The 23906-nt window shown below is 45.4% G+C and carries 25 protein-coding genes; 16 read left to right on the forward strand and 9 right to left on the reverse strand.

Annotated elements, in window-relative coordinates:
- Positions 1 to 489, reverse strand: a complete 489-nt coding sequence (locus BC349_RS04615; protein WP_187255552.1) for a hypothetical protein — start codon at positions 487 to 489, stop codon at positions 1 to 3.
- A 58-nt stretch (positions 490 to 547) separates the two neighbouring features.
- On the opposite strand from BC349_RS04615, the gene pdeM reads away from it, so the two are divergent.
- Both pdeM and BC349_RS04625 read left to right on the forward strand, forming a co-directional pair.
- Entirely contained in the window at positions 548 to 1207 is a 660-nt protein-coding gene (gene pdeM / locus BC349_RS04620; protein WP_187255553.1) for a ligase-associated DNA damage response endonuclease PdeM, read from the forward strand.
- Entirely contained in the window at positions 1204 to 2115 is a 912-nt protein-coding gene (locus BC349_RS04625) for a histone deacetylase family protein (protein ID WP_187255554.1), read from the forward strand. Before pdeM ends, BC349_RS04625 begins: the two co-directional genes overlap by 4 nt.
- Here BC349_RS04625 and BC349_RS04630 read toward each other — a convergent pair.
- Positions 2090 to 4552, reverse strand: coding sequence for a DUF5916 domain-containing protein (locus BC349_RS04630; RefSeq protein ID WP_187255555.1), 2463 nt, complete (start codon positions 4550 to 4552; stop codon positions 2090 to 2092). The two genes, BC349_RS04625 and BC349_RS04630, sit on opposite strands and share 26 nt — an antisense overlap.
- Positions 4553 to 4678: 126 nt before the next feature.
- Complete coding sequence (locus tag BC349_RS04635) at positions 4679 to 5428, reverse strand: XRE family transcriptional regulator (protein WP_187255556.1); 750 nt, start codon at positions 5426 to 5428, stop codon at positions 4679 to 4681.
- Between the two features lie 98 nt (positions 5429 to 5526).
- Between BC349_RS04635 and surE the strand changes: the two genes are divergently transcribed.
- The 3 genes from surE to lpxB are packed head-to-tail and all read left to right on the forward strand — an operon-like array spanning position 5527 to position 7785.
- On the forward strand, positions 5527 to 6330 hold the full coding sequence (gene surE, locus BC349_RS04640; RefSeq protein ID WP_187255557.1) for a 5'/3'-nucleotidase SurE: 804 nt from the start codon (positions 5527 to 5529) through the stop codon (positions 6328 to 6330).
- Positions 6314 to 6610, forward strand: coding sequence for a hypothetical protein (locus BC349_RS04645; RefSeq protein WP_187255558.1), 297 nt, complete (start codon positions 6314 to 6316; stop codon positions 6608 to 6610). The genes surE and BC349_RS04645 overlap by 17 nt, the downstream gene beginning before the upstream one ends.
- Positions 6611 to 6654: 44 nt before the next feature.
- Positions 6655 to 7785, forward strand: coding sequence for a lipid-A-disaccharide synthase (gene lpxB, locus BC349_RS04650; protein WP_187255559.1), 1131 nt, complete (start codon positions 6655 to 6657; stop codon positions 7783 to 7785).
- Here the strand turns inward: lpxB and BC349_RS04655 are convergent.
- Positions 7766 to 7936, reverse strand: a complete 171-nt coding sequence (locus tag BC349_RS04655) for a DUF6728 family protein (protein ID WP_187255560.1) — start codon at positions 7934 to 7936, stop codon at positions 7766 to 7768. The two genes, lpxB and BC349_RS04655, sit on opposite strands and share 20 nt — an antisense overlap.
- A gap of 175 nt (positions 7937 to 8111) precedes the next feature.
- On the opposite strand from BC349_RS04655, the gene BC349_RS04660 reads away from it, so the two are divergent.
- From BC349_RS04660 to BC349_RS04675, 4 genes are read left to right on the forward strand one after another with little or no spacing between them, the layout of a single operon-like run.
- Positions 8112 to 9515: an OprD family outer membrane porin gene (locus BC349_RS04660; RefSeq protein WP_187255561.1), complete on the forward strand. Its 1404-nt coding sequence runs from the start codon at positions 8112 to 8114 to the stop codon at positions 9513 to 9515.
- An 11-nt stretch (positions 9516 to 9526) separates the two neighbouring features.
- Positions 9527 to 9709 (forward strand): hypothetical protein, encoded by a 183-nt coding sequence (locus tag BC349_RS04665; RefSeq protein ID WP_187255562.1) that lies wholly within the window; start codon positions 9527 to 9529, stop codon positions 9707 to 9709.
- A gap of 15 nt (positions 9710 to 9724) precedes the next feature.
- Positions 9725 to 10759, forward strand: a complete 1035-nt coding sequence (locus BC349_RS04670) for a c-type cytochrome (RefSeq protein ID WP_187255563.1) — start codon at positions 9725 to 9727, stop codon at positions 10757 to 10759.
- Between the two features lie 26 nt (positions 10760 to 10785).
- Complete coding sequence (locus BC349_RS04675) at positions 10786 to 12597, forward strand: bifunctional metallophosphatase/5'-nucleotidase (RefSeq protein WP_187255564.1); 1812 nt, start codon at positions 10786 to 10788, stop codon at positions 12595 to 12597.
- Positions 12598 to 12608: 11 nt separating this feature from the next.
- Here the strand turns inward: BC349_RS04675 and BC349_RS04680 are convergent, their stop codons facing one another.
- The gene (locus tag BC349_RS04680) at positions 12609 to 13805 is read right to left on the reverse strand and encodes a phospholipase D-like domain-containing protein (RefSeq protein WP_246456776.1); all 1197 of its coding nucleotides are present in this window, start codon (positions 13803 to 13805) and stop codon (positions 12609 to 12611) included.
- A 14-nt stretch (positions 13806 to 13819) separates the two neighbouring features.
- On the opposite strand from BC349_RS04680, the gene BC349_RS04685 reads away from it, so the two are divergent.
- The 5 genes from BC349_RS04685 to BC349_RS04705 all read left to right on the forward strand — a co-directional run bounded on the left by BC349_RS04685 (position 13820) and on the right by BC349_RS04705 (position 18434).
- Positions 13820 to 15484, forward strand: a complete 1665-nt coding sequence (locus BC349_RS04685) for a Na/Pi cotransporter family protein (RefSeq protein ID WP_187255565.1) — start codon at positions 13820 to 13822, stop codon at positions 15482 to 15484.
- 33 nt (positions 15485 to 15517) lie between these two features.
- Entirely contained in the window at positions 15518 to 16288 is a 771-nt protein-coding gene (locus BC349_RS04690) for an MlaE family ABC transporter permease (RefSeq protein WP_187255566.1), read from the forward strand.
- Between the two features lie 23 nt (positions 16289 to 16311).
- Positions 16312 to 17043, forward strand: a complete 732-nt coding sequence (locus BC349_RS04695) for an ABC transporter ATP-binding protein (RefSeq protein ID WP_187255567.1) — start codon at positions 16312 to 16314, stop codon at positions 17041 to 17043.
- Between the two features lie 11 nt (positions 17044 to 17054).
- Positions 17055 to 18059, forward strand: coding sequence for an MlaD family protein (locus tag BC349_RS04700; protein WP_187255568.1), 1005 nt, complete (start codon positions 17055 to 17057; stop codon positions 18057 to 18059).
- 126 nt (positions 18060 to 18185) lie between these two features.
- The gene (locus tag BC349_RS04705; RefSeq protein ID WP_187255569.1) at positions 18186 to 18434 is read left to right on the forward strand and encodes a YtxH domain-containing protein; all 249 of its coding nucleotides are present in this window, start codon (positions 18186 to 18188) and stop codon (positions 18432 to 18434) included.
- 84 nt (positions 18435 to 18518) lie between these two features.
- On the opposite strand, the gene BC349_RS04710 is transcribed toward BC349_RS04705, so the two are convergent.
- From BC349_RS04710 to BC349_RS04720, 3 genes are read right to left on the reverse strand one after another with little or no spacing between them, the layout of a single operon-like run.
- Entirely contained in the window at positions 18519 to 19529 is a 1011-nt protein-coding gene (locus BC349_RS04710) for a metal-dependent hydrolase (protein WP_187255570.1), read from the reverse strand.
- Between the two features lie 11 nt (positions 19530 to 19540).
- The gene (locus BC349_RS04715; protein ID WP_187255571.1) at positions 19541 to 20092 is read right to left on the reverse strand and encodes a DUF3347 domain-containing protein; all 552 of its coding nucleotides are present in this window, start codon (positions 20090 to 20092) and stop codon (positions 19541 to 19543) included.
- A gap of 18 nt (positions 20093 to 20110) precedes the next feature.
- On the reverse strand, positions 20111 to 21520 hold the full coding sequence (locus tag BC349_RS04720; protein ID WP_187255572.1) for a serine hydrolase: 1410 nt from the start codon (positions 21518 to 21520) through the stop codon (positions 20111 to 20113).
- A gap of 161 nt (positions 21521 to 21681) precedes the next feature.
- Between BC349_RS04720 and BC349_RS04725 the strand changes: the two genes are divergently transcribed.
- Positions 21682 to 22197, forward strand: a complete 516-nt coding sequence (locus BC349_RS04725; protein WP_187255573.1) for a 5' nucleotidase, NT5C type — start codon at positions 21682 to 21684, stop codon at positions 22195 to 22197.
- Between the two features lie 109 nt (positions 22198 to 22306).
- On the opposite strand, the gene BC349_RS04730 is transcribed toward BC349_RS04725, so the two are convergent.
- Positions 22307 to 22789 (reverse strand): DUF6799 domain-containing protein, encoded by a 483-nt coding sequence (locus BC349_RS04730; RefSeq protein WP_187255574.1) that lies wholly within the window; start codon positions 22787 to 22789, stop codon positions 22307 to 22309.
- 175 nt (positions 22790 to 22964) lie between these two features.
- Between BC349_RS04730 and BC349_RS04735 the strand changes: the two genes are divergently transcribed.
- Entirely contained in the window at positions 22965 to 23885 is a 921-nt protein-coding gene (locus BC349_RS04735; RefSeq protein WP_187255575.1) for a hypothetical protein, read from the forward strand.
- Positions 23886 to 23906 lie beyond the last annotated feature (21 nt).

The raw sequence follows: 23906 nt of genomic DNA on the forward strand, positions 1-23906 counted from the left end.
TTAATTCATGTGCCTCAACTGGGTGGCGTACAATACAGTGAAAAGAACAGGAAAACCAATCCCTGCTACATAACTGCCGGTACTGGGAAACTGGTTGGCAAACCCCAGAATAATTACACCACCAATCAAAGGCAGAAATTCACCAATTGCATAAATGTAAAATCCTTCCTTTTTTAATTTTCGCATCCGAATTGCGCCATATACACATAGCACAGCTGCAAGAATGGTAACAATCCACAAGGGTACAGCATTGGCCTCCATCAGGTCAAATGTGCGAACTGTCCTTTCCATTTCTTCCACCTGTTCGGCAGATAATTTATCCATTGCCTCAGAGTTTTCAAGCGCTTTTTTGGTCATGCGCATACTTAATTTGGCCAACGGCATGGAAAATAACAGAATGGCTGATCCGATAAAAGTCAGGATTGTCAAGACATTCAAAAAGGTGGGCAATTTATTGCCCTGCTGTTCAAACGGGTTTTGTGTACTCATATTTTCAGGATTGGCTGGAACAATTTCTTAAAAATAATCCTTTTAGATTTGCACCAGCATGCAGGCCCCGATTTCTTTTACCGTTTCCGGACAGCAACTTTGGCTGTCGCCCATGAAAGCCATTTTCTGGGAATCAAGGCGTTTTCTGATTGTATCAGACCTGCACTTTGGAAAAACCGGGCATTTCAGGAAGTCCGGCATAGCAGTTCCGCAACATGTATACCGTAATGACCTCCAGCGATTGTTTTCACTGGTACAATATTTCCAGCCTTCAGGCATTATCATTGTTGGTGATTTCTTTCATTCTGCCGCCAACAGGGAAGCCGATCTTTTTGCAAAATGGAGAAACGATCATTCCGGCATTGGCATTCGCCTGGTGAAGGGCAACCATGATATCCTGCCCATTGAATGGTACCGGGAGAACAATATCGACCTTCACGACGGTATATTAAGAGATGGCCCATTTTGCTTTACCCATGAATGGACGCCGGACCTGAGTCAGGCAAATGAACAATATATTTTTTCCGGGCATATCCACCCTGGTGTGCGGATCAGCGGGCAGGGACGGCAATCACTGCGCCTGCCCTGTTTTTATTTCGACCAAAACCATGCAATTTTGCCGGCATTTGGAGATTTTACCGGACTTGCCATCATTGAACCCTCCCCGGAAGCGCGTGTTTTTGTCCTTGCCGAACAGCAGATAATTTCCCTGCAATGAGTGACTCGAATCTTTACATTGCCTTTGATCCGTTATATGCCCATCCCCTTCCTGATGGGCACCGTTTTCCCATGTTAAAATATGAACTCATTCCCGAACAATTAATGTTTGAGCAGGTCATTACAGCGGATAACCTTCATCAGCCGGAGGTTTGTGCCGATGAGATCATATTGTCAACACACGATGCCGGTTACTTAAAAAAACTGAAAGACCAAACGCTTTCAGCAAAGGAACAAAGGCAAATAGGATTTCCGCAATCACCTGAACTGACACTAAGGGAACTGGTTATTACCCAGGGGACCATCAACTGCAGCATCCATGCATTGCAGAATGGTATCGGGCTGAATGTTGCCGGGGGCACACATCATGCATTTTCCGATCGCGGGGAAGGATTTTGCCTGCTGAATGACTTCGCGGTAGCAGCCAATTACCTCCTCCGCCATCACCTCGCTAAAAGAATTCTCATCATTGACCTGGATGTGCACCAGGGAAACGGTACAGCCAAAATCTTTGAAAACCAGCCCGCGGTGTTTACTTTCAGCATGCATGGACGGCATAATTACCCATTCCATAAGGAACGGTCAGACCTGGATATTCCGCTGGAAGATGGAACTGATACGGCTACATATCTATATCTGCTGAAACAAAACCTGCCTCCATTGATAGACCGGTTCCGTCCCGATTTCGCATTTTATCTTTCAGGAGTAGATATTTTATCAACCGATAAATTCGGCAAGTTAAAGGTCAGCAGGGAAGGTTGTCGTGAGCGGGACCATTTTGTTTTCAGCACCCTGCATGGGCATGGTATTCCCTGTACGGTAGCCATGGGTGGTGGCTATTCGCCAGATATCCGCGATATCATAACCGCACACTGTAATACATTTAAAGAAGCGGCTGCTTTTTTCTGAGGTCCTGGTAATCGAGAAAATAGATAAAACGGATGGTGAATTCATTGCCATGTCCCATGTTAAACACCTGATTGAGGTTCTGCGTATAACCAGGATGGGTTTTGATATCGTTTGTTGACTGCGGATCAACCCAGTTTTTCCAGCCGGCAACTATCCTGGAACCCAACCTGAAATCCCAGACATAAAATACATCCACATTAAATATGTTCACGTTTTGGTCCCTGCCATTAAGGAAAGGCCGATCAATCCAGTTACCATCACCGTCAACCGTAAAGAATTTTCTGTTGGTCACCTTACTCCAGTAATGTCTTCCCCTGAAGGTCATATTCATCCTTGGAGTGAAATTATAAATTCCGCTTAGGACCGTTGCTACATCATAAACTTTTCTCAATGCAGCGATTGGTTCACCGTTTGCTTCTCTTTCAAATGCATAGCCGACCTGCCCGTTATCACTCTGGAGGTTATTGCTGAGTTCTGCGGAAAACCTTTGACTGAAGCGATACCTGATACCATTATTCAGCCGGTAATACATGTCATTATACACATCCTTACTTTCTGCAAACCCGATATTCCAATATCCATACAATCTTTTACGACTGTCCGTGCTGCCACTCAATCCTACATAAAACCATGATGGCCTCATAAGTTTTTTATAGTTGGACCGCAATTCAAAATAATCATAGTATTTGACTGGATTCAGGACCAATTCAGCGGTCATATCCCAGAAATTCTTGAACCACCAGAAGGCACTTGCTTTTATTTGTACCGATTGAAAACCGTATGGTTTATAGAGGTTGGTTTGCTCGGCATATAATTTGTAGCGTTGCTGGAGAAAGCGAATTGTTGGGGTAAACACATTGTAACTGATACTGCCTTCGGTGGTAATTTCATTTGGCGCCAGCAGGAAACCCATGTCATTTGTATTATAACGGTCAGACTCAACCGAACTTCCCAGGTTCCATTGCCATTGTCCGCTTACTTTTCCAAAACTTGCATAATTGGCCCAGCCATCGTAGCCATCAGGGCCGGTAATCCTGCTATACCTGGGTTTCAGGAAGAGCGCATGCCTGTTGTCCTTTGTGTACAATCCAAGGTCGAGAGCCGTTACATTGGCATCAGCAGCAGATCCGTTCCTTAAAACATTGGTATTGGTAAAACTGATATAAGAACGGTTCTGCAGGGCCTTGTCGAGCACCACAATATTATAGTTTGCCATTTCTTCGGTCCTGATCAGTGAGTCGCGGCCACTGGATTGATTTCTTATAATGGCATTAACCGGGCGGGTTACTGCATTAAAGACTCCTATACCCAGGTTGTGCTTGTTACGTCCGGAAAATTTGATCGCATTATAAAGGGGGGTAACAGATGGATTTTTAACGACAGAATATTTCCCGTTATCTGCAAGAGCATCCACACCGGAATATCCTGCCGGGGTTCGGCCAACCCGACGTGAATAGAAGATGTCGGCCTTATTGAATAATTCGGTTCCTTCGGTAAAGAAGGGGCGGTTTTCCTGGAACTGGATATCAAAGGGTGTGAGGTTATTGACTTTATTATCGGAGATCACCTGACCAAAATCCGGCACCAGGGTAGCATCGAGGGTAAAACTTTCATTAACGCCCCATTTGAGGTCCATGCCCCCGCTTTTCAGCCATTCCTGCTGGCGGTTGCCACTCGGGTCAGGTGGGTTGGACCTGTAACCACCGCTGATATAGGGAGAAAAGCTCAGGCGAAGCGGTGGTGCAAGGTCCTTCAAACCTTCCAGGTCACCAAACTGGTTCACAAAACCATTAACCGCCGGATTGACCGGGTTCCAGAAACTCGTTTCATTATGGGCTCGTGAAAAACGGAGGAATTGTATACCCCAGGACTGCAGGGAATCCTTTGAAAATCGGATGGCACTGTAGGGGATTTTCATTTCCACTGACCATCCTTCTTTATTCATGGCAACCCGGCTATCCCAAACTGCATCCCAACTTACATCTCCGTAATTACCCCAGTCTCCTGAAAAATTAGCCGAAAGCCGGGCATCACTCTGTACGTTACGGGAAGTGACCAGGAACTGAAACCCATTCTGTCTGTCCTTATATGTATCAATAAAAATGGCAAAATGATCAGCATCTGCCCTGTTGTGCTGGTCGCGCGCTGTCAGTTGACGTCTTACAGCTGTGGGATCATCATACAATTGAGCGGCGATGTAAATAGCATAATGGTCGTATACAACTTTTACGCTGGTCCTTTGGCTGGCTGCCTTACCAAAACTTGGTTGGTTGGTAATAAAATCGCCGGCTTCTGCCACCCCCTTCCAGGCCTCATCGTCAAGCACACCATCCAGTTTCGGAGCGTGACCGACCCTGGTGGTAATTGTCTGTTTATTTTGGGCAGCCAGGAAATATCCTGACAGCAGAATCCATAAGAGTAAAAAAAATCGCATCATTTCCCTGTGAATTGTAAAACTAATCCATGCACCCGAAAGCCGTGAACCATTCATCAAACAATAAGAAAAACCCCGCCCTAAGGCGGGGATTACTAACCCATAATACTAAAAAACAACCAACTTTAATTAATTCATCTTCTTTTTCAGGGTGCTGACCTGTTCCTGCAGGTTGGTTACGATGGAAGCCAATTGGTTCACATCCCATCTCTGCTGCTGGTTAGCCCGGGTAATGACCATCTGGGCCTGCCAAACTTCCACAATATCATCTGCATCTACATTGTATGGCTGGTACACCGGGTTATCACTGACCAGCGTCAGTTTTTGCCTGGATCTGGGATTTTTCATCACCCTTTTATAGACAATGCCTTCCTGCCGGGAAACAACTATATAGGTATTGCTGGTTTTCAGGGATTCGAGGTCATCGACTTTTTCACCTACAATCACCGAACCGCTGGGTGTTGGCAGCATGGAATCACCAATGATTTCAAAAGCCCGGTATTGCCCGGGAGCCAGCATAGGCAGCGTAAAAGTATTCAGTTCATCAATGAACTCGGGGTCGGCAAAACCCGCCAGGTAGCCTGCTGCTGCCTTTACCGGAACAAACTGGATGACAGTAGGCTCAACGGTAAGTTTCTGAGCCCGCCGTTTCGCAATATAACTTCCCTTTGTGTCACCAAGGTCTTTCAGGAACAGCTCATCAAGGCTGACCTTAAAGATATCACTGACCATTTCAAGCACTTCCAGCCGCGGTTCAGCCCGTTCTTCTTCATAAGCTCCGAGCAGGGAACGCTTGATTTTTAACCTGGCTGCAAAATCCTCCTGCGTCCATCCACGTAGTTTTCGCAGGTACTTGAGGTTTTTTCCGGCAAATGACATGCTAACTGATTTAGCACAAACTTACTAATATTTTTATCAAACAACCAAAAAACAGAGAATTAAAAATTAAAGCTGATTTTTGATTTTTACTTATCGCTATGGCTACAACCAGAAAAAAGAAAGACCAGCCCATCATCCTGATCACCAATGATGATGGCGTAACGGCACCCGGCATAAAAAACCTGATCGAAGCAGTAAAAGACCTGGGCAAGGTGGTGGTAGTGGCCCCCGACAAGCCGCAATCCGGTATGGGTCATGCCATAACCATCGGTTCTCCCCTGAGGCTTCACCCGGTTCATTATTTTGAAGGCATAGAAGCATATTCCTGCACAGGCACACCTGTTGACTGTGTAAAACTTGCAGTGGACAAGGTATTGCACCGAAAACCCGATATCTGTCTGAGCGGCATCAACCACGGTGCCAACCATTCCATCAATGTAATTTATTCAGGAACCATGTCTGCTGCCGTGGAAGCTGCGATAGAAAGCATTCCGTCCATTGGTTTTTCGCTGCTCGATTACAGTATTGAAGCAGATTTTTCCGCAGCGGCTATCTATGCCCGTCAGATAACAGAAATGGTGCTGAGCAAAAAACATGACAAACACCTTGTTTTGAATGTAAACATCCCGGCAGTACCGGAAGATCAGATAAAAGGAATTAAGATCTGCCGGCAGGCTTATGCCAAATACCAGGAAGATTTTCTGGAGCGTCAGGACCCGCACGGGCGGCGGTATTACTGGCTCACCGGGGAGTTCCTGAACTTCGACAAAGGCAGGGACACTGATGTATGGGCGCTGCAGAATAACTATGTAAGTGTGGTGCCGGTACAATTTGACCTGACCAATTACGTTTTAAAAGCCAAACTTGAAAAAAGCTGGAAATCCGATGTTAAAAAAAGATAATATCAAATTGGGAATAGTGCTGGGAATTTTAGCCCCCCTGCTGGGTATGCTGATCTATTACCTCGTAGCCTTCCTCCCCAGGCATGTTCCATTTACAGAATACCTGGGTTATATGAAGCAGTACAAGTCATTATTGACTGCTGTCAGCAGCATTTCACTGGTGGCCAATGCTGTGCTGTTCACCATTTATATCAACAGCCGGAAAGACAAAACAGCGCGCGGTGTATTTGTAGCCACCCTCCTGTACGGAATTACCGTGCTGCTTATCAAACTATTTTAACCCCTCTCTCCGCTCACTTCCCACCTCTTACTATCTTTACCCATATGAAATATTACATCATTGCCGGTGAAGCAAGCGGGGACCTGCATGGGAGTAACCTCATCAGGGAAATAAGGAAAAGGGATACTGCTGCCGAGATCAGGTGCTGGGGCGGTGACAAGATGGAACAGGCGGGCGCAAGTTTAGTAAAACATTATTCCGAACTGGCGTTCATGGGTTTTGTGGAGGTGATAGCGAACCTTCGTACCATTCTCCGCAATATTGATTTCTGCAAACAGGATATTACAGAGTTTTCTCCGGATGTAATTATTTTCATCGACTACCCCGGCTTCAACCTTCGCATTGCTGCCTGGGCAAAGCAATCAGGCTATCGTACCATTTACTATATTTCTCCCCAGGTGTGGGCATGGAAGGAAAACAGGGTGAAGATCATCAAGTCATCCATTGACAAAATGCTGGTTATTCTCCCCTTTGAGAAACCATTTTATGAAAAATGGAACTATGATGTCGAATATGTTGGTCACCCGTTGATCGAAGTGATCGACCAGTTTACCGCATCAAATCCGGAAATAAAACCAGATGAAAAATTAGTTGCCCTGCTGCCCGGAAGCCGTCGGCAGGAAATACTGAAAAAACTGCCTGTGATGCTGGAAACAACCAAAATGTTTCCGGGACTCCGCTTTGTAGTTGCGAAAGCACCGGGCCTGCCCGATTCCTTTTATGAACCATTACTGGCTCCCTATCCCAATGTAACAACCGCCAGCAATGCCACCTATGCGCTGCTAATGCAGTCGCGCGCAGCCCTGGTCACATCCGGTACCGCCACCCTGGAAACAGCCCTGTTCGGCGTACCGCAGGTGGTTTGCTATAAAGGCAACAGGATTTCCTACCTAATCGCAAAAAGGCTTATCAAGGTCAGGTATATCTCGCTGGTAAACCTCATCATGGACCGTCTCATCGTTAAAGAATTGATCCAGGATGATATGAATGTGAACAACCTTGGGCAGGAACTTAAAAATCTTCTTGCAGAAAGTCCATACCGAAACCGCATTGAAACAGATTACAGGGAGTTAAAATCCATTTTGCAAAAAGGAGGAAATGCCTCCGCACAGGCGGCTGAAAGTATCTGGCAATTTATGCAGCACCCATTGCAATTCAGCGCCGGAAAAAAATAAACCTGATCAGCATGTAAATAAGTGCCGCAGCAAACATTAACAGAGACAGCCTGTTGATGCCATGCATGTATCCAATCCATTTTGTGCGGGGAGCATTCGGATCCCTTTTCTTTATATAGAGATATTCTGCCAATTGCCTGAGGATGCCCATTTTCTCTTTTTTAAAATATTAACAAAGCTAGTTGTTTTTTGTTGCAGGCTGACCTTCCTGCCACATGTCCGTATGCCCTATCGGTGATACAAATCACAGACAGGGCAACAACTATACAGGAATTTTGTACCTGCCCGGGAGAGCTTCAAAAGCTCCCTGCAATAAAAAATTACCGATGAAAAGAATTTTCAAATTTCTGTTCACTTTTATAATAATAACATCCACGCGACTGCAGGCCCAGGAGGAACACCCGCAACCGGACAAAAAAGAATCCGACACCACTTCCATTCTGCATGCTTTCAAAAAAGGGCATATCCATGGACACTTCCGGTATTTTTTCATGGCAACAGATAATGCCAGCGGACTGACGGATTATTATGCCAACGCATTGGGCGGAGGCATCAAATATGAAACGGCGCCCTTTAAAGGTTTTCAGTTAGGTGTAGGCGGTTTTTTTATATACAATATCGGCTCGTCTGACCTCGCCACTCCCGATCCGGCAAGCGGTGCTGCCAACCGTTATGAACTGGGACTATTCGATATCCAGGACCCGGAAAACAAAAATGACATTGACCGGCTGGAAGAATTGTACCTGAAATATAATTTCAGGAAATCCGATATCATAGCAGGTAAACAACTACCCGAAATGCCATTTATCAACCAGCAGGACGGCCGGATGAGGCCTACTGAAATGGACGGCGCCATGGTTAATTTCAGGGAATTCAAAAACACCACCATTACTGCAGGTTATTTATGGCAAATATCTCCCAGAAGTACGGTTGAATGGTTCAGTATCGGGGAATCTATCGGAGTATATTCCATGGGAGTGGCCGTTGATGGCACACCATCCAATTACCGCAACCAGCTTGAAAGTGGCGGAATAGCTGTTTTAGGCATTCAGAGAAAAATCGGAAAACACCTGACAGTTCAGTTATGGGAACAATATGTAGACAATATTTTTAATACAGCAATGGTGCAGGCAGACCTTGTGAAACCATTGAACAACCGGCTGAAACTCACTGCCGGTCTGCAACTGATCCGGCAGGATGCCATCAATGATGGCGGTAATGAAGATCCGTCAAAAACCTATTTTGAAAAGGGCAGTAAAAGTTATGTATGGGGCCTCATGGCCGGGGTCAAGGACACCCGCTGGGATGCCTCCCTCAACTATACACGAATTACCAAAGACGGCCGCTACCTGATGCCACGCGAATGGGGAAAGGATCCGTTCTATACTTTTTTACCAAGGGAAAGAAATGAAGGAAACGGTGACCTCGATGCTGTGGTGGCAAAATTCAGTTATGCCTTTCCCAGGGTACACCTGAAATCAACCCTGGGTTACGGACATTATTATTTGGCGGAGGTAACCAATACCGCACATAACAAGTACGGCCTGCCGTCATATAACCAGTTAAATGCTACGTTGAAATATGACTTCCAGAAAGTTTTGAAAGGGTTTGATGCACAATTTATTTATGTATATAAAGGAGGCATTGGAAAAGATTTCGGAAATCCGAAATACATAATCAACAAAGTGGACAAGTCACATTTCAACCTGATCATAAATTATAATTTTTAAAAACATTAACAATGCTGGAAAAAATTGATCCTGTCTGGCTTCACCGCATCATAAGGTTTGGATTGGGTTCAGTATTTATTGGAGTGGCCACCCAGTTTGACGATGCCTGGCCTTTATACATTTTCGGCGGGGTGATGTTCATCTCAGGATTCATCCGTCCCAGGCGATGTATCGATGATAAATGCGATCTGTGATAATTATCACATACCATGTTTTTCAAAATCCTCATTTTTAAACTTAATTCAATAAAAGGAATGGGAACGATTGCCAAATTACCGTTGAGAACCCTTGTCGTATTCGGCATAACCACCGCAGTTTTAGCTTCCTGTGGTGATGAAAAGACAGATACGGTAAAAGCTGATAAAGATTCTGCAGTTACTCCATGGAGGGGATGGAGCCACTATTCTATTAAGCCGGGTGATACGCTGGAAAGATACGGTCACGAACTGATTTCCAATACCTCTTATTACCTCGGCCCCAAAGGCACGGTAGCGCCTATCAGTAATGGAATGAACTGCCAGAACTGCCACGTTGAAGGCGGTACGATTCCCTGGGGGAATAACTACAGCGCCGTGGTATCCACCTATCCGAAACTGCGTGCCCGCAGCGGCCAGATTGAGACAGTTTCCAAAAGGGTTAACGACTGTTTTGAAAGGAGCCTCAACGGAAAAGCCCTGGACACCAACAGCAGGGAAATGAAAGCAATAATAGCCTACCTGCATTGGGTTGGTGATGAGGTTCCCAAGGGCGAATCACCAGCAGGAAGTGGTATCCTCGACCTGCCATATCTGGAACGAGCTGCCGACCCTGCAAAAGGTAAATCTGTTTATATCGCAAGTTGCCAGACTTGTCATGGCGCTAACGGTGAAGGACAACCTAAACCAGATGGTTCAGGATATGTATACCCGCCATTATGGGGGCCTCACAGTTATAATGATGGCGCAGGTTTATTCCGGTTATCAAGATTTGCCGGTTACGTAAAGGCCAATATGCCTTTCCTTCAGGCAACATATGACCATCCGGTATTAACAGATGCCGAAGCATGGGATGTTGCTGCATTTGTAAATTCACAGCCAAGGCCTAAAAAAGATATCAGCCAGGACTGGCCCGATATATCAAAGAAACCGATTGACCATCCTTTCGGACCTTTCTCAGATGGATTCGGTGAGGAACAACATAAATTCGGTCCATTCAAACCAATCAAAGAAGCAAGGGATGCTGCGAAGAAGAGTGTATCCCGTTAATACTGAACTTTAAACAATCGATTGCCATGCCAGTACATCACATTGCCGGCTGCAGCTGCAAAAGTTGCGGTGCGGAATCAATTTCGGAGAAAGAGAAAGAGTTACACCTGGAAATCTCTGCCAATAGTCGTCGTGAATTCCTTAGGACTGCAGGCAGACTGGGACTGGGACTCGGAGTAGGTGGTGGTCTTGTAACCCCCGTTGCGGCCAGCGCACTCGCTAATGAAGATGGCGGGTACCTGGAAAAAAATATCTACAACAACAAGGCTGTGAGAGAAGGTAAGGCAACCGTAGTTACCATGTTGCATACTGCCGACATTCACTCACAACTGGGCATACACGACGAGTTTTTTATTGAGAACGGGAAACCGGTGTATAAAAAGAGAGGAGGATTTGCCACCCTGAAATCTATGATCAACCAACTGAGGAAAAAGAATCCGGCAGGTACATTGGTCATTGATGGCGGCGATTGCTTCCAGGGCGGTGGTGTGGCGGCCCTCACAGAAGGCAAGGCCATTATACCGCTGATCAACAATATCGGTTACGACATCATGTTGCCCGGTAACTGGGAAGTAGTATATGGCAAGGAAATGATGATGAAAGACATGTTTGCGTATGATGGTGTGAAGGTCTGTGCCAACATGTTCCACAAGACCAATGACGATTTTAATGGCGACCTGATTTTCCCTCCTTACTTTATCAAGAATATCGGCGGGCGAAAGATCGGGTTCATTGGCTACAATGACCCGCTGACCCCAAAACGCCAGTCTCCGGCATATAGCGATGGTATCCAGTTCACCTTCCCCGAGCTGAATGTTGCCAAATACGTACGCCTGCTGAGGGAATACGAGCATTGCGATATGGTTTTCCTGGTTACGCATATGGGACTTGCACAACAGGTTGGCCTGGCAAATATGAAGGAAGTAACAGGAGTTGATTATATCCTTGGCGCTGACACCCACGAAAGGGTTCGTCAGCCTATTGAAGGGAAATATACTAAAGTAACAGAGCCCGGTGCTTTCGGATCCTTTGTTGCCAAACTGGATATTGTGCTGGAAAACGGCATTGTAAAAGACCAGTCATACCAGTTGCTGGATGTAGACCCCTATAAATACAAGCCAGATGCCCAGATGGAAAAACTGGTGGAAGAAGCAAGAGCTCCTTATAAAAAGGAACTGGATACCGTAATCGGAAAGACAAAAACACCACTGGTTCGTTATTATGTGATTGAAACCCCCATGGATAATTTCATCACCGACGCCATTATGTGGAAATTCAAACCAGATATCGCACTGAGTAATGGTTTCAGGTTCTGTCCGCCGCTGGTACCGGACCCTAAAACCGGAACCGCAGATATTACCCGCGATTTCCTCTGGAGCATGCTTCCGGTCGACAGCGAAGCCAAGGAAGGCTTTATTACCGGAAGGCAATTGTGGGACTGGATGGAGAAAGAACTTCAGAATGCATTTGCAAAAGATCCTGCCAAGCGCTTTGGCGGCTGGGTAGTAAGGTTTAATGGAATGGAAGTAAACTTTACCATTGGAAATGAATTGGGCAAGCGCGTAAACTGGATCAATGTTGGTGGCAAACCGGTTGACATGAACAAACAATACCGTTTCATTGCCTGTGAAAGGGAAGGTGATCCTGATACTACCATCTGCCGGGTGGAAGGAGTTTCCCAGCCCAAAAAGATGGGCGCCACCCTGCACAAGGTAATTGAAGAATACCTGGCAGTACACTCACCCATTTCTCCCAAACTGGAAGGAAGGTGTACCGCTACCGATGCCCCGAATAGCCTGCTGACGCAACTGATGGGCGTTGGGTATGAATTCAGGTAATCGGTTATGATCTATCTGCGCTGCTTGAAGTAGAAGGTAAAGAGGAAAAATATCAGGCGTATGAGATCATAGGAAAATTTTTGCCAGGCGCGTTGGAAGAGATTGTAATGCTGCGACCATTCCTGTTCTGTAATGGGAATACAGTGGTGGCTGATGATCTCTTCCAATTCGTTTTGGACAGTGCAGGAAAAATCATCATCCAGCACATCAAGATTTAATTCAATACTGGCATAGGCGCTGATGAAATTAATGTTGAAAGAGCCCACTGTAGCCCATTTGCCATCAGCGCAACTGATCTTTCCGTGAAGGATACTCGCCTGGTATTCGTATAACTCAACCCTGTTTTTCAACAACCACCTGTAAAGGTACCTTTCGGCATTTTTAGCCAGCATAACATCCGATTTCCCGGCCGCAATCATTCTAATGCGAACGCCCCTCTTTGATGCAGCTGCCATACTCCTGCGCAATTGACGACCGGGCAGGAAATAGCTCGACATCATCAGAATTTCTTCCCTTGCATTTTCCATCATCTCCAGGTAGCTGGCAGATATTTCTATACGCCGGCGCACCCAATCCTGGCGTCTGACCCGGACCAGGCAACTGTTTTCAGGTGGCTCTGTCAATGCAGGCTGCAACTTATATTTTTCAGTTTTTTTCTTACCCCAGCCCGACTTATTCCATAGGTCCTGGCAAATCAGGAAAAGTCTTCCTGCCACTTCCCCTTCAGCCAAAACAGCCCAGTCGAGCCATGCATCGCTTCCGGGGGTATCGTTATACCGGTCACTGATATTCACGCCTCCCACCAATGACCTGCATGCATCCACAACGATCACCTTATGATGCAACCTGCGGCCAAAATAAAAATAGGGGGACCTGAATAAGGGTTCAAACCAGCGGAACCTTATACCTGAATCAATGATCTGTTTTACCACTTTCCTGGAAAGTACCTGAGATGCATAACCGTCGAGCAGCATGAACACCTGGACACCTCTTCCGGCAGCATTCATGAGCGCGCCAATAATATTCATGCCTGTTTCATCATCATCAACTATGTACATCTGCAGATGGATCGAAGATTTCGCTCCATTGATAAGATTCACCAGGCTGTCAAAATATTGTTTCCCTCCGCGGATCAACTGAACCCGGTTATGGATAAAATACCCTTCTGTCGGAAATGTGCCGGCCATGATAGTAGTAATATAGTACATTTAGGGTGATTGATATGACAGCAATGGCAGATATATGGAAGATGATAGCAGGCATTGCCATTTTCATTTTGGGAATGCGATTCCTGGAAGATTCGCTTAAGACAATAGCGGGGCGTCCGTTTAAACTTCTTCTCCGAAAACAAACAACCAATAAATTCAAAGGCATTCTTGGCGGTGCGGTTGTTACCGGCATACTTCAAAGCAGTTCAGTGGTGAATATAATGGTACTGGCCTTTGTGGGGGCAGGCGTCATAAAAATGCAAAATGCGCTTGCCCTTATGCTGGGTTCCAATCTTGGAACCACACTAACCAGTTGGATTATTGCAACTGTAGGATTCAAATTCAATATTGAAAACCTTGCCTTGCCTATAACCGGCCTTGCAGGCATTCTCTGGGCCATGAACTCCGCCGGCAGTAAATGGCACAGGTGGCTGCAGTTTTTCCTGGGATTCGGCTTTATGTTACTGGGACTTGATTTCATGAAAACGGGCATGGAAGAAACCGTAAAACAGGTTGACCTGTCCCAGTTCAATCAATACCCATCCATTGTTTTTGTCCTGGCAGGCATGGTTATCACCTCACTCGTACAATCAAGTTCCGCAACTGTAGCACTGGTATTGTCTGCCCTTTATTCCGGCGGCATCAGCCTGTATGAGGGAGCAGCCATCGTACTGGGGGCTGAAATCGGTACCACCATAAAGCTTCTCATTGCTGCACAGGGCAACATTCCTGACAAAAAAAGAGTTGCTCTCGGCAATTTTTTATTCAATACCATTACGACATTGGTTGTATTCATTTCTCTTCACCCGATACTGGATCTCATAACTGGCAGTTTCGGGCTAAAGGATAACCTGGTGGCCCTTGTATTTTTCCAGAGCACCGTAAACATTATAGGAATACTGTTATTTTTCCCTCTGCTTAACGTATTTGGAAAATGGTTGCAGAACCGCTTTCATCAAACCGAAACAGAAGCCAGCTTTATTCATGCCGTACCCGTAACCGATTCGGAACTGGCTATCCAGGCTATTGAAAAAGAGATCAGGCATTTCATGTACCATGTAATAGATTTTGCGCTGGACTCCCTCGCCATTAAAAATATATCCGTACCCACCATACACCAGGCAAAGGGACACTCCGAACGCAGTATTCCGGAAAAATATGAATTCATCAAGGAACTGCATGGTGATATCCAGGGCTATTATATAAAACTTCAATCAAACACTTCCGAAAAGGATAAAACCGTAAGGCTCGAAAGCCTGGTGTCGGCGCTTCGGAATGCCATGTATGCGGCAAAGAGCATGAAAGACGCCTGGGGCGATGCCGTTCAGCTCAGCAACTCTTCCAATGAATTAAAATATGGATATTACAAATTATCACAGGATAGGATCAGCACGTTCATACATCAATTGCTGTCAATACTGGATGGACCAGGTGGAGAGCAGTCAGAAAAAATGATACAACTGTATTACCAGGTGGCAGAACAGTACAACCAGTCTGTACAAACCCTTTACAAGGAGAACATATATGTGCACCTGAGTGATAGTGAAATAACAACTATAGTAAATTATAACCGCGAATTATATACGGCGAAGAAATCAATCCTGCTGGCTGTAAAAGACTTCATACTTGACACGGAATCAGCTGCACGGTTTAATGAATTACCTGGTTTCATCCGGTAAGATTTATTATTTTAAGCAAACAGAAAACTATTCATGCAACTACCCCAACATACCCGGAATTTCATACTGGAAGCCGGTGAACTCAGCCGCTTTACCGGCCGCTTTTTCAGGGAATCTGTCAAACCCCGGTATGAGGTAAATGAATTCATCAACCAGTGTTTCATTGTAGGTTACAAATCGCTTCCGCTTGTGGGATTAACCGGCTTCATCATGGGCCTGGTGCTTACCATGCAACTCAGGCCTTCCCTCATTGATTATGGCGTGGAAAGTGAACTGCCGGCCATGGTAGGCATTTCCATAGTAAGGGAAATAGGACCGGTGATAACGGCCCTGATCTTTGCCGGAAAAATCGGAAGCAGTATTGGCGCAGAACTGGGCAGCATGAAGGTCACTGAACAGATCGATGCCATGGAAGTTAGTGGCACCAATCCGTTCAAATACCTGGTGGTAACCCGCGTAATGGCAACCACCCTGATGTTACCCATCCTGGTATTGCTGGGTGATGCCATTTCGCTATACGGCGCTTATCTTGGTGTAAACATCAAAGCCACTACCAGTTTTCATTTATATTACACCCAGGTATTCGACAACCTGAGTTTTGGCGATGTCATCCCGGCATTTGTAAAGTCATTCTTTTTCGGGTTTGCCATCGGTGTGGTCGGATGTTTTAAAGGATATAATTCCAGCAAGGGTACGGAGGGGGTCGGCAGGAGTGCTAACAGCGCAGTAGTAGTTGCAAGCCTGATGGTTTTCATACTGGACCTTATCGCTGTGCAGGTCACAGACCTGTTTGGATTGAATTAACTATGGACCAGGGAAAAGGAAATATGGAGGAAACAGTAATCAGCATCCGAAATTTACACAAATCATTCGGCAACAACGTTGTGCTCAAAGGCTTTAACCTTGACCTGAAAAGAGGCGAGAACCTGGCGGTACTGGGTAAATCAGGCAGCGGGAAATCTGTCCTCATCAAATGCATCATTGGTTTGCTCGCTCCCGATGGGGGGACAATCAATGTTCTTGGGCAATCCATCCCTGACCTGTCCCAGGATGAACTTGACAGAACCAGGGTCAGGATCGGGTTCCTCTTCCAGAGCAATGCCCTGTACGACTCAATGACAGTAAAGGAAAACCTTGAATTTCCAATGCGCAGGCACTGGTTGTCAGCAGATGAAAAAAAGGCAGAAGAAAAGATTGCTGAAGCACTGGAAAATGTGGGCCTTTTACACACCCTCAACATGATGCCGGTTGAGTTATCCGGTGGCATGAGAAAAAGAATTGCATTGGCGCGGACACTTATCCTCAAACCCGATATTATTCTTTATGACGAACCTACCACCGGCCTCGACCCGATCACTGCCAGGGAGATCAGCACACTGATGAATAATATCCAGAAAAAATACAATACTTCCTCCATCATTATTTCACATGACATGAATTGTATTAAAATAACCGCAGACAGGATCATTATCCTGATGAATGGTAGAGCCTATGCTGAAGGAACCTATGATGAGCTGGTAGCATCTGCAGACCCGGAGGTAAAACAATTTTTTGACTAAATGAAACTATCATGGCCGACAAGCGCATAAATAACCTCAAACTTGGAATATTCACAATTGCAGGCATCCTGTTCCTGGTTATCACCCTTTATATGATCGGGCGAGACCAGAACCTATTCGGATCAAATATCATCATCAAAGCACATTTCAGAAATGCCCAGGGAGTGGTGCCGGGTAATAATGTCCGCTATTCAGGTATCCAGGTAGGCACAGTCAGTTCAGTAAACCTGATCAATGATACCCTGATAGAAATTAACATGCTTATTGATGAGAAATCCAGCTCAAAAATTCTCACCAATGCCCTTGCAGCCATCGGAACAGAGGGCTTAATTGGAAACAGGATCATCAATCTTCTTCCGGGAGAAGGTACGGGAACCCCCATCAGGGAAGGGGATCTTCTGAAGGCAAAGAAAACCACTGATACAGATGCTATCCTTGAAACACTATCTATAACCAACCAGAATGCCTCAGTTTTGTCTGCCGAGCTGGTTCAAACAGTTAACCGCATCAATAGGAGCACCGCTCTCTGGAAAATACTTAACGACGATACCCTGGCAACCGACCTGAGGGCTTCCCTGCTCAATATCAGGCAGGCTTCTGAAAAAACCAATCACCTGGTAAGTGAACTCAATGGCCTGGTAGCCGATGTCAAAAACGGTGAAGGCACTGCGGGGAGATTACTTTACGATACCACGTTGGCAGTACAATTATCGGCAGCCCTGACCAAGCTGGATGAGGCGGCCAATAACGCTTCCAGCCTGACCGGAAAACTGGATGGCCTGCTATCTGGTATCCAGCAGGACCTTGAAACGGGTAAAGGGCCGGCAAATGCCATCCTGAAAGACAGCTCAATGGTGAATAAACTCCAAAACAGCCTGACCAACATAGAAAAAAGCACTTTTGCATTCAACGAAAACATGGAAGCCCTCAAACATAATTTCCTGTTCCGCGGATACTTCCGGAAACAGCAGAAGAAACAGGTAAAAGATTCTGTCAATTCCTTAAAAACACCTTAAAATCGGGATACCCAATGGTAGTATGATGAGGATCATGGGTGCAATTGTCACAACTCAGTTCAAATTGGTATTGTATTTGGTAACTTAGAATTGTTATCAGATTCCTTCATGTTTAAACCATTCGTTATGACAAACAATTATAAAATCCTGACTGCACTGGCTGCGGGTGTAGCTATTGGAGGTATTTTGGGAATACTGTTCGCTCCTGACAAGGGTGAAAATACCAGGCAAAAGATTGCTGACAATGGTAAGAAATTGTCAGATTCAATTAAGGACAAAATGAATGAAGGCAGGAACAAACTATCAGGTCTTCGCAATAATATTCGGGATCGCGTTGATTCAATGAAAGAATCAGTTGAAGAATATGTTTCCTGACACAGGAAATCGGGTGTCTGACAAGTTAAGGGTAAGCCGCATGTCAAATGGCGATCCTAACTGAAACATGTCAGACACCTTACTTTATTCACCCATAGCCCTTTTAATTAATGAAAGGGCTATTTTTTTGTCCCACCTGGCAAATCTTCCCCGCTGAACCACCAGATTATTATCTTCCGGGTGCTGCAAAAAATAATGGAACACAAATTTCTCCCGTGGATCGTGCCACCCGATAATTTGCCCGAAGCGAAGGTCGTTGAATACCAGGCTGTCGCCATATTTTTCAATGGTATAAAATTCCTGTGAAAACCTTTTCAGAAACTGCAGGTCCTCATGATCTTTTACAGGCTCCAGCAAGTAGGCGTTACGCGGAAAATATTCAAAATCAATTTCCCTTTTCTTATCAAACAGAGACCTGAATCCGACATAATAACCACTGTCATTGCCAGCCACAACAAACCATAGCCAGTTATTCAATGGCGCGGGAGTGGTGAAATAACGGGTTACCGGAAGTTGCCGGGCAGCAATAATTTCCCTGGTATCACTGTCTATCTTCGCCTTGTTCAGGGTGCAATAGAAGAGGTAAACCATCGGGATGAAAACACCAAAGCGCCACCAGAACTTTCTTTTGACACTAAAGATGGGAATCAGCGCCAGTACCGCTGCGGCAATGCCGGCCCAGATCGAAAGGAAAGGATCCGCAACATAAATGGCATTGAATGAAAAACGCTGGTGACTGAAGGGTTCCAGCCAACCTGTACCATAATTGTTGAACCCATCTATGAATATATGGATCAGCATTTCCGTAAAGAAAAACAGAAGCCATTTTTTCATGGTAATATCATGGGGCCGGTGCATGCGGTCTGCAGTCATTGCCAGCACCGGCGTCATGATGGTAATAAAAAGGAGGGAATGGGTGAACCCCCTGTGTGCGAGTAGTTCTTCAGATACCGGCATCCAGAATCCCGCCACAAAATCAATATCCGGCAGGCTTTGGGCAAGGGCTCCCCATATCAGCGCTTTCTTCCCGATGGAGCGGCCGAAAAAAGCTTCGCCGATACAGGCGCCCAGGGCAATATGTGTAATAGAGTCCATTGATTCCGGGCCTATTGCAGTGTATCTGTAACCTCACCGCAAGTGAGCATTTCATCCCCAAAATACGGATTCCTGATCGCTTCTTCATTACTCAGCCAACTCGCCCCCTTATTGTCAAAAGCCATCGGGCAATATTCCACATAAATTTTACCACTGCTGAGTCCACTCTGTTTTACCAGGGGAATCATTAAGGAACTCAGTTCACCAAATAGTTCACGTTGCTCTTTCAATCCACTCACAGCAACCAGTTTTGCGGCCAGTGCAGCTACATCCTTATTAGCCATGGATGTGCCGGCAGTTTCAATGGACCTGGCGGCACTGGAAGCGGAAGCACTGTCTCCGTTCACCAGGGCCGTTTTCAGGTCCAGGTAGGCTAAATACAGGTCGTTCAGTTTCGCATCTTTCAGGCTGGCCGGCGCTGCAGGCGCCACACTGTCCGCAGCAACAGCCTCATGCTGATGTCCTGTTGCCTTCTGATCTGCGGTATTTGAATTATTACCACAGGCAACAATCCCTGAAATCATCAAAACAAGCAACCCGCCTCTTACCATCGATAATTGCATACTTGAAGTTTTATGCAATTATCGATTTAATTTTTGGAAAATTATATCACCAATCTCATTAGTATCCCCATTTCGGCAATTGCTCAATACTACAACAGCCGTTTGAGTGACTGGCTGGAAAATCATCCGGCTCGTAAATCCGGAGGTTCCGCCCGAATGAAAAAAGAATTTCCCCTTTTCATTAGTATCGTAAAACCATCCTGTAGCCATTTTCATTTCTGTCTGGACTGAAGGCTCGTGGGAGGCGGACACATCCCTGCCGGTTTCAGATTCGCCGGGATTTAACTGAATGGCTGCATAACGCAACATATCTGAAATAGTACTTTGGATACCTCCAGCCGGAGCATATGCTATTACAGGAGTGTTTTTGACCTGCTTTCCATCGATCATGGAAGGCACCATATCACCGAAAGGTTTCTCGCCAATCAGGGCTGTGTTCTTCATTCCCAATGGCTTGAAAATGATTTCCTGGAAGAGCTGGCTGATGGTTTGACCAGAGATCCGTTCGCAGATATAGCCCAGTAAAGAATAACCATAATTGGAATACCGGAATTTCTGTCCCGGTTGCTCAAAGGGCTGCCAGTCGTTCAGCATGGCAAGCAAATGCTTTGACCCAAAATACTTCATCCGGTTGTCAGGATCATCTGAAACCGGTGCCCCATCCTGTTTCATATTTTCATGCGGCATACCGGCTGCATGCCCGATAATGTGCCTGACGAGCAAGGGTTCATTGTTCCACATGACAGGCCTGATGCTGTCGGGTAAATATTTGTTAACGGCATCATCGGGATTAATTTTTCCGGTGCGAATAAAATGCGCCACTACCGTACCGGTGAAGGTTTTGGAAATGGAACCTATCTCATAAACAGAAGCAGACCGGGGCATCCGGCCACTTCCCCAGGCAGTTTCACCATAATTGTAAATAGTCTGGCGGCCATTTTGAATGACGCCGATGCTCAGCCCGGCTGTATTGGACCTTACCAGCACAGATTTAACTACCGAATCCACTACCCTGTCCGTATTCGTTTGTAAAGTATTATCAGTAAACCAGGCATGTCTTTTTTTAATATCAAATAAGGGATCATCGTTGGTAAACAGCAGCATGGCAAGGCCGCCGGTATTAAACCTGAACAACATATTGATGGCTGACTTACTGCCATTCAGTTTGTACAGGTATTCACCATTTCTTTCCTTTAGTTTTTCAACTCCCTCAAATTTACCGAAGGCATTCTGCAGGGAAGGAACTGCATTTTTAACTTCAGCCAGAGGGAATTGGGTTTTGAACGTACTGTCAAAAAGTTCAAACAGTCTTTCCGGTATGCCGGAATTAATCTGGGTCGCTATCTCATTGGCCATCTTCCGGTCTGCCTGTGCAGAAAGCTGGAGACTGCAAACCAGCATGGTTACAAAAAGGATAAGGTGTCGCATATTTTTTTACAAACATAATCCGGGCAGATAATGATTCCAGCCACATGAATATGTAGTTGTGATGAACGGCAAGAACCTGCTTCGCTGTTCGAAAAATTCATCACATTAAAAAACTGAAAAAAAAGCAGTAAAAAAAATGGGTAATCCGTATTTTGTCAGCTATGAAAAGAATCGCCATTGATATGGATGGGGTAATAGCCGATTCCTACGCCCAATTTATTGAATACCATAGACGCGAAACCGGGATATTGAAATCCCGGGAAGAAAGCATCGGAATAAGTGAAGCCGCCGCTTTTCCGTTTATCAGGAAACATATCCTAACCCCTGGTTTCTTCAGGGATATACCCGTCATAAATGGTAGCCAGGAAATAATGAAAGCGTTGAACAATAAATATGAACTCTTTATCGTATCAGCGGCAACAGAATTTCCACAAAGCCTGGCTGAAAAGCAGGCATGGCTGAACGAATACTTCCCTTTCCTGGGCTGGCAGCAAATGGTTTTCTGCGGATGGAAAACCATTATCAAAGCTGATATTATGGTGGATGATCATTTTAAAAATCTCGACCATTTTGAAGGCCAGACCTTTCTGTACAACCAGCCGCATAACCAGTTGGCAGACCCCGGAAGGCATACCCGCGTGTTCAGCTGGGAAGAAATCGGCAGATACCTCCTGTAGGTTTAATCCCTGGTTACCTGCTTCAGAAACTCCGGTCATGCAGGTTCAACTTCTGCCAAAAAAAAGATCGCCCCGAAGGGCGATCTTTTTTCAAAACCAATGTCCATCCCTAATTCGGTCGGCCACCACCACCACGTTTCCTGGTGCTCTGGTTCATTTTACGATTGCTTTCCATATTCCGGTTGGTATTCCTGTTCATTTCCCGGTTTACAGAAGCCTGGGCCCTGTTAATCTGTTTCTGGGTCATCATTTTCCGGTTGTTAAACCGGTTCTGGTTCATATATCGGTTACCATCCATATCCAGACATTCCCCATTCCTGAGTTGAAGGCGTTCCTGGTTCTGGAGTTGGTAGGAACCATCCGGATTAACCATGGCACCATTGTTTAACCTGATCTGTGCCTGCACTTTTTCCTGAACACCCAGTTTGTACTGATATAATACCCCATCCAGCAGTCTCAGGTGATCTTCCTGGTGAATCCTGTCCTGTTTACGGTCCTGCAAACGATCCTGCGTTCTATCCTGATCCTGGGCCAACAATGTAAAACTGGTTGCTAGGAACAGAGAAAGCAGCATGATCAAGTACTTTTTCATTGCTCATATTTTGACTGGTTATAAAATCATTTAACACCATAAAAGTAATGGAGACATGATCTGAATACTGTAATCATAGTCACTCACAACCCTGATCTATATCATTCATTCGTAAGTATTATATCAGTATAATTTCATGCTGGAATGACTAGCTTTCAAGCACCAATAAAATAGTATGAAACAACTATTAACACTCATCCTGTTCATTTTGGCCAGCCCCGCCTGGGCGCAGGATGAAAATGCCAAAAAAGTTACTGGTAAATCCGGCAGTTTTACCAGTTTTATCGGCGGTGTGGAAACCAGCACCACCCCCTATATCAATACAAACACAAAAGACAGTACAGGCACCTCGGTTTATTTATCACCCTACCTGGATTACAACCATAAATCCGGTGTGGGACTAAAATTAAAGTCCTATGCCCTGCCGGGAGGAAGCGATCCTGGTTTTTTCCTGACAACAATCACTCCCTATTTTGCCCGCTATGACGGAAAAATACTGCCATATATCAGTTATACCCGTTACATCCAGCATGATAATCCGTCTGTTCCTTATTCACCCATACAGAATGAGGTCTATGCGCATATCAGGGTGAAAACAAAAATTGTTGATCCCAGAGCCGGTATTGATATTGGATTTGGACAGGATGAACAGAATAATGATGAAAGTGTAAGTGATTTTAATGCATTTGCAGGATTGAGCAAACTGATCCTGGTAGAGCCAAAAGACAAAGGAAGTAATTCCATGTTGGGAATCGTTCCAACCATACAGGTGAATGCGGGAACAGACCGGTATTTCAAATACCTTCGAACCACCAGTTATATTTCACAGAACAGGTCCGTGCAGCAGATGGGTTATGGCAAAGGGCGCCGGGGCCAGGGAGGCAGCGGTGAACCAACCACTACCACAACGGAAACATATACACTCAGTGAGGACAATGAATTCAGCATCAGCAATATTGAAGCAAATCTGCACATCATTTACCTGATTGGCAGGTTTTCCATTGAACCTTCCGGCAGTCTCTATTTCCCCATGCGGGGTGATGACAAAACACCTTATGGCTATTGGCAGTTGAATTTGAATTTCTGGATAAAGTAATTATTTGAGCAAATTAGCGAA

It is taken from the genome of Flavihumibacter stibioxidans (assembly GCF_014332695.1).
Taxonomy (GTDB): Bacteria; Bacteroidota; Bacteroidia; order Chitinophagales; family Chitinophagaceae; genus Flavihumibacter; species Flavihumibacter stibioxidans.

Bases quoted from the DNA above. Each gene is read 5' to 3' on its own strand.
- BC349_RS04615 (WP_187255552.1), bottom strand. From the start codon at position 489: ATGAGTACACAAAACCCGTTTGAACAGCAGGGCAATAAATTGCCCACC.
- pdeM (WP_187255553.1), top strand. From the start codon at position 548: ATGCAGGCCCCGATTTCTTTTACCGTTTCCGGACAGCAACTTTGGCTG.
- BC349_RS04625 (WP_187255554.1), top strand. From the start codon at position 1,204: ATGAGTGACTCGAATCTTTACATTGCCTTTGATCCGTTATATGCCCAT.
- BC349_RS04630 (WP_187255555.1), bottom strand. From the start codon at position 4,552: ATGATGCGATTTTTTTTACTCTTATGGATTCTGCTGTCAGGATATTTC.
- BC349_RS04635 (WP_187255556.1), bottom strand. From the start codon at position 5,428: ATGTCATTTGCCGGAAAAAACCTCAAGTACCTGCGAAAACTACGTGGA.
- surE (WP_187255557.1), top strand. From the start codon at position 5,527: ATGGCTACAACCAGAAAAAAGAAAGACCAGCCCATCATCCTGATCACC.
- BC349_RS04645 (WP_187255558.1), top strand. From the start codon at position 6,314: ATGTTAAAAAAAGATAATATCAAATTGGGAATAGTGCTGGGAATTTTA.
- lpxB (WP_187255559.1), top strand. From the start codon at position 6,655: ATGAAATATTACATCATTGCCGGTGAAGCAAGCGGGGACCTGCATGGG.
- BC349_RS04655 (WP_187255560.1), bottom strand. From the start codon at position 7,936: ATGGGCATCCTCAGGCAATTGGCAGAATATCTCTATATAAAGAAAAGG.
- BC349_RS04660 (WP_187255561.1), top strand. From the start codon at position 8,112: ATGAAAAGAATTTTCAAATTTCTGTTCACTTTTATAATAATAACATCC.
- BC349_RS04665 (WP_187255562.1), top strand. From the start codon at position 9,527: ATGCTGGAAAAAATTGATCCTGTCTGGCTTCACCGCATCATAAGGTTT.
- BC349_RS04670 (WP_187255563.1), top strand. From the start codon at position 9,725: ATGTTTTTCAAAATCCTCATTTTTAAACTTAATTCAATAAAAGGAATG.
- BC349_RS04675 (WP_187255564.1), top strand. From the start codon at position 10,786: ATGCCAGTACATCACATTGCCGGCTGCAGCTGCAAAAGTTGCGGTGCG.
- BC349_RS04680 (WP_246456776.1), bottom strand. From the start codon at position 13,805: ATGTACTATATTACTACTATCATGGCCGGCACATTTCCGACAGAAGGG.
- BC349_RS04685 (WP_187255565.1), top strand. From the start codon at position 13,820: ATGACAGCAATGGCAGATATATGGAAGATGATAGCAGGCATTGCCATT.
- BC349_RS04690 (WP_187255566.1), top strand. From the start codon at position 15,518: ATGCAACTACCCCAACATACCCGGAATTTCATACTGGAAGCCGGTGAA.
- BC349_RS04695 (WP_187255567.1), top strand. From the start codon at position 16,312: ATGGAGGAAACAGTAATCAGCATCCGAAATTTACACAAATCATTCGGC.
- BC349_RS04700 (WP_187255568.1), top strand. From the start codon at position 17,055: ATGGCCGACAAGCGCATAAATAACCTCAAACTTGGAATATTCACAATT.
- BC349_RS04705 (WP_187255569.1), top strand. From the start codon at position 18,186: ATGACAAACAATTATAAAATCCTGACTGCACTGGCTGCGGGTGTAGCT.
- BC349_RS04710 (WP_187255570.1), bottom strand. From the start codon at position 19,529: ATGGACTCTATTACACATATTGCCCTGGGCGCCTGTATCGGCGAAGCT.
- BC349_RS04715 (WP_187255571.1), bottom strand. From the start codon at position 20,092: ATGCAATTATCGATGGTAAGAGGCGGGTTGCTTGTTTTGATGATTTCA.
- BC349_RS04720 (WP_187255572.1), bottom strand. From the start codon at position 21,520: ATGCGACACCTTATCCTTTTTGTAACCATGCTGGTTTGCAGTCTCCAG.
- BC349_RS04725 (WP_187255573.1), top strand. From the start codon at position 21,682: ATGAAAAGAATCGCCATTGATATGGATGGGGTAATAGCCGATTCCTAC.
- BC349_RS04730 (WP_187255574.1), bottom strand. From the start codon at position 22,789: ATGAAAAAGTACTTGATCATGCTGCTTTCTCTGTTCCTAGCAACCAGT.
- BC349_RS04735 (WP_187255575.1), top strand. From the start codon at position 22,965: ATGAAACAACTATTAACACTCATCCTGTTCATTTTGGCCAGCCCCGCC.